8 protein-coding genes and 2 pseudogenes (1 of these 10 only partly in view) are annotated in these 10,056 nt (G+C 67.9%); 7 read left to right on the forward strand and 3 right to left on the reverse strand.

Annotated features, from left to right (window positions below; translation table 11 throughout):
• From K789_RS22775 to K789_RS0109920, 3 genes and pseudogenes are all read right to left on the reverse strand, one after another.
• Window positions 1-379: DUF429 domain-containing protein (locus tag K789_RS22775; protein ID WP_029704827.1), on the reverse strand; the 379-nt coding region annotated here is incomplete at its 3' end.
• Window positions 339-1,669 (reverse strand): annotated as a pseudogene (locus K789_RS22780) (carboxylesterase family protein). The pseudogene K789_RS22780 and the gene K789_RS22775, both read right to left, overlap by 41 nt.
• A 114-nt stretch (window positions 1,670-1,783) precedes the next feature.
• Window positions 1,784-2,272: an inorganic diphosphatase gene (locus tag K789_RS0109920; RefSeq protein ID WP_024366620.1), complete on the reverse strand. Its 489-nt coding sequence runs from the start codon at window positions 2,270-2,272 to the stop codon at window positions 1,784-1,786.
• A 153-nt stretch (window positions 2,273-2,425) separates the two neighbouring features.
• On the opposite strand from K789_RS0109920, the gene dacB reads away from it, so the two are divergent.
• From dacB to folP, 7 genes and pseudogenes are all read left to right on the forward strand, one after another.
• Window positions 2,426-3,922 carry a D-alanyl-D-alanine carboxypeptidase/D-alanyl-D-alanine-endopeptidase gene (gene dacB / locus K789_RS0109925; RefSeq protein WP_024366621.1) on the forward strand — a complete coding sequence of 499 codons (1,497 nt, stop codon included), beginning with the start codon at window positions 2,426-2,428 and terminating at the stop codon, window positions 3,920-3,922.
• A 143-nt stretch (window positions 3,923-4,065) separates the two neighbouring features.
• Window positions 4,066-5,184: a zinc-dependent metalloprotease gene (locus K789_RS0109930; RefSeq protein WP_024366622.1), complete on the forward strand. Its 1,119-nt coding sequence runs from the start codon at window positions 4,066-4,068 to the stop codon at window positions 5,182-5,184.
• 95 nt (window positions 5,185-5,279) lie between these two features.
• Window positions 5,280-6,317: a tRNA lysidine(34) synthetase TilS gene (gene tilS / locus K789_RS0109935; protein WP_024366623.1), complete on the forward strand. Its 1,038-nt coding sequence runs from the start codon at window positions 5,280-5,282 to the stop codon at window positions 6,315-6,317.
• Window positions 6,318-6,346: 29 nt separating this feature from the next.
• Complete coding sequence (hpt, locus tag K789_RS0109940; protein ID WP_024366624.1) at window positions 6,347-6,898, forward strand: hypoxanthine phosphoribosyltransferase; 552 nt, start codon at window positions 6,347-6,349, stop codon at window positions 6,896-6,898.
• A 215-nt stretch (window positions 6,899-7,113) separates the two neighbouring features.
• Window positions 7,114-9,180 carry an ATP-dependent zinc metalloprotease FtsH gene (ftsH, locus tag K789_RS0109945; RefSeq protein WP_024366625.1) on the forward strand — a complete coding sequence of 689 codons (2,067 nt, stop codon included), beginning with the start codon at window positions 7,114-7,116 and terminating at the stop codon, window positions 9,178-9,180.
• A gap of 9 nt (window positions 9,181-9,189) precedes the next feature.
• A complete protein-coding gene (folE, locus tag K789_RS0109950) occupies window positions 9,190-9,834 on the forward strand; it encodes a GTP cyclohydrolase I FolE (RefSeq protein WP_024366626.1) in 645 nt (214 codons plus the stop codon).
• Between the two features lie 11 nt (window positions 9,835-9,845).
• Window positions 9,846-10,056, forward strand: a pseudogene (folP, locus tag K789_RS0109955) (dihydropteroate synthase) (it continues 731 nt past the right edge of the window).

Here is a 10,056-nt window from a genome sequence, read left to right on the forward strand (position 1 = left end):
GCGCGCCGCCGGGTCCCTTGTAGCCGCGGGCCAGCAACCCCCAGGACTCCAGGGACGCGGCCGGATAGACCTCAGCGAGCCGGCCGCTGCCGTCCCTGGACTGCGGCCCGTGAGCCCGTGCAATTTTGGCCTGGATGACCGCGCAGCGCATCGCCGGGTGTGCCAGCCTGTCGGCGGAGACACTGAGCGGGATCAGCCCGGTCCGGGCGGTTCCGTCGCTCCATTCGAGGGCGGCGGCCGCAGTTTTCCTGGTGGCCGCGGGGAGGTCGACGCCGAGGGTCTTCACCGCGGTCTGCCGGGAGGGGCCAGGGAACTGTTCATGCGAGAGTTCCTTCGACTCAGACCGAGCGGTACCGGAGGACGCCGGGAATCCCGCCATGGCTGTCCAGACCCTCCCCGGAGGCAAAGCGGGCCCAAATGGCGCGGAGTTCACGGCCCGGGGCGTTGATTTCCTCCCAGCTGGCGCCCGTGAGCAGCCCGGCTCCTGCCCACGTGCTTTCGTTGCCGAACAGCAGTGGCAGGTCCACAGTGTGCGCTGCGCCGTAGAAGTTTCCCGGCGCGGCCCAGGACAGCACGTAGCTGTACGCAGTGCCGCCGGCCCGGGCGTGACGGCGGGNCGGGCGAATTTCCTGGCGGCCCTGCCGTACACCGCCTCTGTCACGCCCCAGTTGATGGCACGGACGACGGCGGTCCCGAGCACCGGGACCTGGGACAGGCGGCTGACGGCGCGGTTGCGCGGCAGGAACATCCGGGCTTCCTCGGAGGTATGTCCGATCAGGACCTCGATCCCGGGGGCCGTGGCGTTCCACGCGTCCTCAATGCCGGATTCCGCCGGCAAGGGGGCGTGCCCGTACTGGGTGCCGAACGGCATGGCCGCTATCAGCCCGAACTTCCGGGCCACCTGCGATACGTGCCCCTCGATTTCCACAACGTCCATCGCCGGGGTGTCTTCGGTGACGGTTTCCGCGGCGATGCCCATGGCGGTGCTCATCTTTTCCCTTCCCCGGGTGATGCCCAGGGGTGCGCTTTGGATGATGGCGCGCTGGAATAGGGCCGGGGCTTCCGGCGTCGCCATGAGGTGGGCGACGGCGTCGCCTCCGGCGGACTGCCCGAAGGCCGTGACGTTTCCCGGGTCGCCGCCGAAGGCGCTGATGTTGCGCTGCACCCAGCGGAAGGCCTCCAGCTGGTCAAGGAGGCCGAGGTTCGCGGGCCGGCCCGTGCCGGTTGCGAGGTAGCCGAACAGGCCGAGGCGGTAGGTCACGGACACCACGATGACCCCGTTCTCGGCCACCAGGGCCTTGGGGTCGAAGATCGCCAGGTCCCCGGAGCCGGAGGTGTAGGACCCGCCGTGGAGCCACACCATCACGGGCAGGCGTTCGTTTCCGGCGAGGCCGGCCGGCAGGGTGATGGAGAGCCGCTGGCAGTCCTCACTGCCGGGCAGCTCCCCATAGCGGGTGCCGAGGATGTCGTCCAGGAACGGAACCGGGGCCTGCGGGCACGCCGGGGAAAGGGACGTGGCGGCGAGGACTTCGGTCCAGTCGGGCGGACTGGCCGGGGGCTGGAAACGTCCCGCCGTGGCGTAGGGGATTCCGGTGGCGCGCACCACCTCACCGTCATGCCATCCGGTGACCGGACCGCAGGGAGGACTAAAAGCAGGCACGTCGTTCATGAGATAACGATTTCACACATTCCTGACCCGGCTTAAACAGCAACGCGGGGTCACTTGCGGCCCATGTCCGGCGGCCGGATGGGCGGTAAGTGACCCCGCGTTGGAGTTGGGAGGTTAGTGCGTGTGCGGCACGAAACGCTTGATGGATGCCTCAAGCTCGGCCTCGGCGGCGGCTCGGTCGCCCCAGCCCTCGGCCTTGACCCACTTGCCCGGCTCCAGGTCCTTGTAACGGGTGAAGAAGTGCTCGATTTCCTTGATCAGGTATTCGCTGACGTCGCTGATCTCGTTGATGTGATCGAAGCGGGCGTCGGCCGGCACGCAGAGCACCTTGGCGTCTCCGCCGCCGTCGTCGGTCATGTTGAACACGCCGATGGGACGGGACTCGACGATGACGCCGGGGTGCAGGTCGAAGTCCTGCAGCAGCACGAGGGCGTCCAGCGGATCGCCGTCTTCACCCAGGGTGTTCTCGAAGAAGCCGTAGTGCGTGGGGTACTGCATGGAGGTGAACAGGACGCGGTCCAGGCGGACGCGGCCCGTTTCGTGGTCGACTTCGTACTTGACACGTGATCCCTTGGGGATCTCGATGGTCACGTCATGCTTCATGGAATGCTCCTCGACGAATTCAGGGGGTTCGCGGCACCCGTGACATTCACAAAAAGCGCTGCCGGTGCCGCCGACTACTATTGAGGATATAGCGAGAGGCCCAGGTTTCAGGAACTAGTGGGGACATTTCAGGACTAAAGGACCAGTAGCAGCATGAAACGCAGAACGAGCCGCCCGGGCGCGGACCCGGTCGCCGGGCTGTTGCGGCGGAGCCTCCCGCTGCTGCTGCAGACCCTGCTGGTCGTGGCGCTCGCCCTCCCCGCCGGCATCGCCCTCGCGCCAGCCTTCCTCGGCCCCGCCCCTTCCGGAACTACGGCCCAGGCCGCCCCGCCCTGGCAGCAGGTCCCCGGCACCCTGGCCGCCCGCACCGGCGGCACCATGGACGGCATCGAACCGCTCACGGACGCCGCTCCCGTTCCGGCAGCGGGTCCCCTCTCGGCTCAACTCAACGAAACCCTGAAGACCGACGGCGCCGGCAGCTTCACCGGAGTGGTGCAGGACGCCCTCACCGGGGAAGTGCTCTTCGACCGGTCCGGCGACACGGCCCGGGTACCTGCCTCCAACATGAAGCTGTTCACGGCCGCCGCAGCCCTGCGCACCCTCGGCCCGGAGCGCCGCTTCAGTACCAAGGCCGTGGCGGGCGCCGCCCCCGGCGCCGTCGTGCTCACCGGCGGCGGGGACGTGCTCCTGGGCTCCGGCGAATCGGTCCCCGGCGCCGTGCTGGGCCATGCCGGGCTCGCCACCCTCGCCCAGTCAACCGTCCGAGCCCTGCAGGACGACGGCGTCTCCGTCCCCTTAACGGTGCTGCTCGACGACTCACTTTTCACCGGTCCCGCGCTGAACCCGGCCTGGAGCCCGGAGGATGTTGCCGCCGGTGAGGTCGCGCCGCTGTTCCCGCTGGCAGTGAATGCGGCCCGGTTCGACCCCGCCAAGACCACCGGCCCCCGCCCCCAGGACGCCGCGATGAGCGCCGCCGAGGCGTTTTCCGCCCAGCTCTCGACCGCGGCCGCCGCCGCCGGAATGACGGTGGCGCCCGGCGTTGTCCGGGTCCCGGCCGGGACGGACGCCGGCAGCGCCGGAACCAGGGTCCTGGCCGAGGTCCAGTCCGCCACCGTTGGCCAGCAGGTGGACCTGCTGCTGCGCACCTCGGACAACTACCTGGCCGAGACGATCGGCCGAATGACGGCGGTGGCGGCCGGAAAGCCCGGCAGCAATGAGGGCGCCGTGGCAGCAGTGCTGCAGCAGCTGGAAGGCCTGGAAATCCCCGCCGCCACCCTGCGTGCCGCGGACGTCTCCGGACTGGCGCTGGCCAACCGGGTTTCCGCCCGCCAGCTCACCGGAGTGGTCCGGGCCATCACCTCGGGCGCGGACACCCGGCTGCGCGCCGCCCTGGCCGGGTTCCCCGTCGCCGGGCTCACCGGAACCCTGGGGGGGCGGTACGTGGACGCCGCGACGGCGCGCGGTGCAGGGCTGGTCCGGGCCAAGACCGGCACACTGAACACGGTGATCGCCCTGAGCGGCTACGTCGTCGACGCGGACGGACGGCTCCTGGTGTTTTCCTTCATCGGTAACGGCCTGACCCCGGGGGCGGCGAACAAGGCCGCGCTGGACCGCACCGCCTCCGTCCTTGCCGGATGCGGCTGCCGCTGACACCTGCGGCAGCCGTCGAACCGTCGACTGCTCCGTAAACGCCCTTTTGGACCCCCAAAACGGCAGTTACGGAGCAACGGATGGCCTGCACGACGGCGATGATTTAAGGCGGATTGTCAGTCCCCTGTGATCTGATGGAGCCTATGGAGTCCTCTGCCAGCGAGACATCAGCCCAAGCCCAAGCACTCATCAACTGGGAGCTTGCCGCTTCCACCGCCGCCCGGCTGACACCGGCCGGGCCCACCCTGGGATCGGCGGAAATCGGTGCCGCCGTAGACAACCTGCGGCTGATGGCGGACATTTCCGTGCCCCACGTCCATGACATCACTGGCCTGGAAGCCGCCCGTGACCTCCGCGACTCCTCGGTCCTGGTGGTGGACCGGGCGTCCTGGTCCAAGGCCAACACCCAGAGCTTCGCCGTGATGCTCAAACCGGCGATGGAAAAGATGCTCGAGGGCCGCCGCGGCACCCTGAACCCCGGCGCGGCCAGCGTCAGCGGGGCCATCACGGGCAGCCAGCTCGGCGCCATCCTCGCGTTCCTCTCCAGCAAGGTCCTGGGCCAGTACGACCCCTTCTCCGCCCTTGCCGAGAACTCGACCGCCCCCGCCGCCGGGCGCCTGCTCCTCGTGGCGCCGAACATCATCTCCGTCGAGCGCGAAATCAACGTCGAACCCGAGGATTTCCGGCTCTGGGTCTGCCTGCATGAGCAGACCCACCGGGTGCAGTTCGCTGCCGCGCCCTGGCTCCGGCACCACATGCTGGACGAGATCGAAAGCCTCAGCGGCCAGCTGCTCGGCAACGTCGACTCCCTGATGGAACGGGCCTCCGCCGCAGCGAAATCGCTCAAGGACCGCACCGCGTCCGGCGCCGCCCCCAGCCGGGGCGCCATCCTTGACCTGCTGCAGAACCCCGAGGAAAAGGCCGCGATCTCACGCCTGACCGCCCTGATGAGCCTGCTCGAAGGGCACGCCAACGTGGTGATGGACGCGGTGGACGCGAGCATCGTGCCGTCCGTGAAGACCATCCGGCAGCGCTTCAACACCCGGGGCGCGGACCGCGGCGTGATTGAAAAGTTCATCCGCAACCTGCTCGGGCTGGATGCCAAGATGCGCCAGTACAGCGACGGGTCAAAGTTTGTCCGTGAAGTGGTGGATGTAGCCGGCATGGAGGGTTTCAACAAGGTCTGGGAGTCCGCAGACCACCTGCCCAGCGAGACTGAAATCCACAACTCCAGGCTCTGGCTCGAACGGATGGGGCACTAGTTCCCGTGACATCCAGTCCCGCTTCCAGCGGCCGGGTTTCCAGCGGCCGGCGCCGGCCCGGCCGGCTGGCTCCCGTCGTCGGCACGGCACGGAAAGTGCTGCAGGACGCGCTTGCCGGAGCGGGCTACCCGGAACGTGTCCTGGTCGCCTGCAGCGGCGGACCCGATTCTCTGGCCCTCGCCGCCGTCGCCGCCTACTTCGCCCGCCGCGGGCACGTGGACGGCCACCCCATTTCCGTGGGCGCCGTCGTCGTCGACCACCAGTTGCAGCCCGGTTCCGCCGACGTCGCCGCCGCTGCTGCGGTGGCCTTGCGGGAACTGGGCCTGTCGCCCGTCCAGGTCAGTACAGTCACGGTCGCCTCCACCGGGATGGGCCCGGAGGCTGCCGCCCGGGACGCCCGGCACGCCGCCTTGGAAGCCGCCGCGGACGACGCCGGAGCCGCGGCCATCCTGCTCGGCCACACCCTTGACGATCAGGCCGAACAGGTGCTGTTGGGGCTCGCCCGCGGCTCGGGAACGCGTTCCCTGGCGGGGATGCGGCCTGCCCGTGGTCGCCTGCTGCGGCCGTTCCTGGGGCTGCGCCGCGCCGACACCCTCGCGATCTGCGAGGCCGAGGGCCTGGACCCGTGGCACGATCCGAGCAACGCGGATCCGGCGTTCGCCAGGTCCCGGACCCGCGTCGAGGTACTGCCGCTGCTTGAGGAGAAGCTTGGTCCGGGGGTGGCGGAATCGCTCGCGCGGACTGCCGCAATCCTGCAGCTGGACGCCGACTACCTCGAGGACGTGGCGAATGACACCTTCCTCGAGCTGCGGGAACAATCCGGTGGCACGATCAGCCTCCCGGAGGAGGCCCTGCGCGGGCTCGCGCCGGCCGTCAGGTTCCGGGTCATCGCAAAGGCCGCGGCCACCGTCGGAGGCCAGCAGCCCAGCTACCAGCGGCTCCTCGCCGCGGAGGCGCTCCTCCGCCGGCAGGGATCTGCGGGTCCCGTGGAGCTCCCCGGCGGGGTCAGCGTCTACCGGCTCTCACTCGCGCAGCTCCTCGCCGAGGGGCAGCCCGGCCCCGGCGGTGTTCCCCGCGAAGCGGCCCGCTGTGGGAAGCTTGTATTCCGGCCTCAAAAACCGCCCAAAATATAGTCGCCCCCGCATCTACACAGGAGTTATTGGTGGATTCAAACGACGTCCAGTCAGATCTCAAGCACGTTCTGTACTCCAAGGAGCAGATCCAGTCACGGATCACCGAACTCGCTGCCCAGATCGACAAGGACTACGAAGGCCGCGATCTGCTGATCGTCGGCGTGCTCAAGGGCGCCGTGATGGTCATGGCCGACCTCGCCCGTGCCCTTCACAGCCACGTTTCAATGGACTGGATGGCCGTCTCGTCCTACGGGTCCGGCACGCAGTCCTCCGGCGTGGTCCGTATCCTCAAGGACCTGGACACTGACCTCATGGGCAAGGATGTCCTGATCGTCGAGGACATCATTGATTCCGGCCTGACCCTGTCCTGGCTCAAGACCAACCTGGAATCCCGTGGCACCGCGTCGGTGGAAATCTGCACCGCATTCCGCAAGCCCACCGCCGCGAAGGTCCAGATCGACGTCAAGTACGTCGGCTACGACATCCCCAACGAGTTTGTGGTGGGCTACGGACTGGACTACGCCGAGAAGTACCGCAACCTGGACTTCGTCGGCACCCTGGCACCGCACGTCTACGAGTAGCAGACGGCCGCCGCGTCCGGCAGGACAAACCCGGCAGGACAGGTCCGGCACGGGGCCGGTCCTGCCCGGCCCCGCTACGCCCTCAGGGAACTTTTGGACTTCACCGTGCGTGAGCTACTGCGACGGTGTATAGCTAGACACTGATGCAGCACCACACGCGCGCAGATCGGTCGCCGTGCAGCACTACCAGGAGGGACGGGGCCTGCCCCGAACAGATGAAAGCTAAGAGTTTCTTCAAGGGCCCGGGCATCTGGATTGTCGTTGTTGTTGGCATGCTCCTGCTGGCCTTTGCGACCCTGTCCCCGGGCGGTTCGTCCCGGATCGACACCGACAAGGGTCTTGCGCTGCTGACCGACGGCGGCAAGGTTGAACAGGCCAAGATCTTCGACGCGGAAAACCGCGTGGACCTGGTGCTGAAGGAAAACCTGCAGGTTGACGGCCAGGACAAGGGCAAGAACATCCAGTTCTACTACGTCAATGCCCGCGCCGCTGACGTGGTCAAGGCCGTCACGGACTCCCGCCCGCCGAGCGGCTACACCGACCAGCCGGTCGAGAACAACTGGTTCGCCGGACTGTTCTCCCTCCTGATTCCGGTCATCCTTCTCGGTGTCCTCTTCTGGTTCCTGCTCTCCCGCATGCAGGGCGGCGGCTCCAAGGTCATGCAGTTCGGCAAGTCCAAGGCCAAACTGGTCAACAAGGACATGCCCCAGGTCACCTTCGGCGACGTCGCCGGAGCCGACGAGGCCGTCGAGGAACTCGAAGAAATCAAGGAATTCCTCCAGGAACCGGCGAAGTTCCAGGCCGTGGGTGCCAAAATCCCCAAGGGCGTCCTGCTCTACGGCCCTCCCGGTACCGGTAAGACCCTGCTGGCCCGCGCCGTCGCCGGCGAGGCAGGCGTTCCGTTCTTCTCGATCTCCGGTTCCGACTTCGTTGAAATGTTCGTCGGCGTCGGCGCGTCCCGCGTCCGCGACCTGTTCGAGCAGGCCAAAGCCAACGCGCCCGCCATCATCTTCGTGGACGAGATCGACGCCGTCGGACGACACCGCGGTGCCGGCATCGGCGGCGGCAATGACGAACGCGAGCAAACCCTCAACCAGCTGCTGGTCGAAATGGACGGCTTCGACGTCAAGACCAACGTCATCCTGATCGCCGCCACGAACCGGCCCGACGTCCTCGACCCGGCCCTGTTGCGGCCGGGCCGCTTCGACCGACAGATCTCCGTCGAGGCGCCCGACCTGATCGGCCGCGACCAGATCCTGAAGGTCCACGCCAAGGGCAAGCCGATGGCTCCCGGCGTCGACCTGAGGGCCGTGGCCAAGAAGACCCCCGGGTACACCGGGGCGGACCTGGCCAACGTCCTCAACGAGGCCGCACTGCTGACAGCCCGCTCGAACGCCAACCTGATCGATGACCGCGCCCTCGACGAGGCCATCGACCGTGTGATGGCCGGCCCGCAGAAGCGCAGCCGCGTCATGAAGGAACACGAGCGGAAAGTCACCGCCTACCACGAAGGCGGGCACGCCCTGGTGGCGGCGGCGCTGCGGAATTCGGCTCCGGTCACCAAGATCACCATCCTGCCCCGCGGCCGCGCCCTGGGCTACACCATGGTGGTTCCGGAGAACGACAAGTACTCCGTGACCCGCAACGAACTGCTCGACCAGATGGCCTACGCCATGGGCGGCCGCGTCGCGGAAGAACTCGTGTTCCACGACCCGTCCACCGGCGCGTCCAACGACATCGAGAAGGCCACCGGGATCGCCCGCAAGATGGTCACCGAGTTCGGCATGAGCGAACGGGTCGGCGCAGTGCGCCTCGGCCAGGGCGGCGGCGAGCCCTTCCTGGGCCGCGACGCCGGCCACGAGCGCAACTACTCCGACCAGATCGCCTACATCGTCGACGAGGAAGTCCGCCGCCTCATCGAGGGTGCCCACGACGAGGCCTACGCCATCCTGACCGAGAACCGCGACGTCCTGGATGAGCTGGCCCTCGAACTGCTGGAACGCGAAACGTTGAACCAGGCCGAAATCGCCCAGGTCTTCATCAACATCCGCAAGCGCGATTTCCGCGAGATCTGGCTCTCCAAGGAGACCCGTCCAATCCAGGACGTCGGCCCCGTGGAGTCCCGCCGCGAGAAGGCCGAACGCGAGGCCCAGGAAGAAGCCAAGGAAGCACGCCTCGAGGAACCGCTGGACACCTTCCCGCCGCACGCCCAGGGTGTCTCCGGACAGGAGCCGTTCCAAGGCGGTGTAACGGATCTCGGGCCCGACGGCCATCCCGGCTAGGCTTCTTCCGTGACTTCTTTCTTCAATGACGACGACGACGCTCCCGCCACCGAACCTTTGGCGGCGGGAGGGGCCGTCCCCGGCCCCGCGCCCGTGGACCAGGCCCGGATCAGGGCGGCGGTCCGTGAGATCCTGATCGCCATCGGCGAGGACCCGGACCGCAGCGGCCTCCTGGACACCCCGAAACGGGTCGCCAAGGCCTACACCGAGATGTTCGCCGGACTCCACCACGATCCTGCGGAAATCCTCGCCACCACCTTCGACCTGGACCACGAGGAACTGGTCCTGGTCAAGGACATTCCGTTCTACTCCACGTGCGAGCACCACCTTGTTCCGTTCCACGGCGTCGCCCATGTGGGCTACATTCCCTCCCACGACGGAAAGGTCACCGGGCTGAGCAAACTGGCGCGGCTGGTGGACATGTTTGCCCGCCGCCCCCAGGTCCAGGAACGGCTGACCACCCAGATCGTCGAAGCCCTCGTCACCCATCTCAAGCCGCGCGGCGCAATCGTCGTCGTCGAATGCGAACACCTCTGCATGTCCATGCGCGGCATCCGCAAGCCCGGCGCCAGGACCGTCACCAGCGCGGTACGCGGGCAACTCCATGACCCGGCCACCCGTGCCGAAGCCATGAGCCTCATCATCGGAAGGTAAGAACACAGACTATGGACTCCCTAGCCGCAGCCCCCGGAACCGGACCCGCGACTTCGCCCCTGCCCGTACTGCGCAAGTCCCGCCCGGCAGCGAAATTCGAGGATCTTCCCACGGACCGGACGCTTGTGATGGGGATCCTGAACGTCACCCCGGACTCCTTCAGCGACGGCGGCCAGCACGCCACCGCCGACACCGCCATCGCCGCCGGCCTGCGGATGTTTT

It is taken from the genome of Arthrobacter sp. TB 26 (assembly GCF_000427315.1).
Taxonomy (GTDB): Bacteria; Actinomycetota; Actinomycetes; order Actinomycetales; family Micrococcaceae; genus Arthrobacter.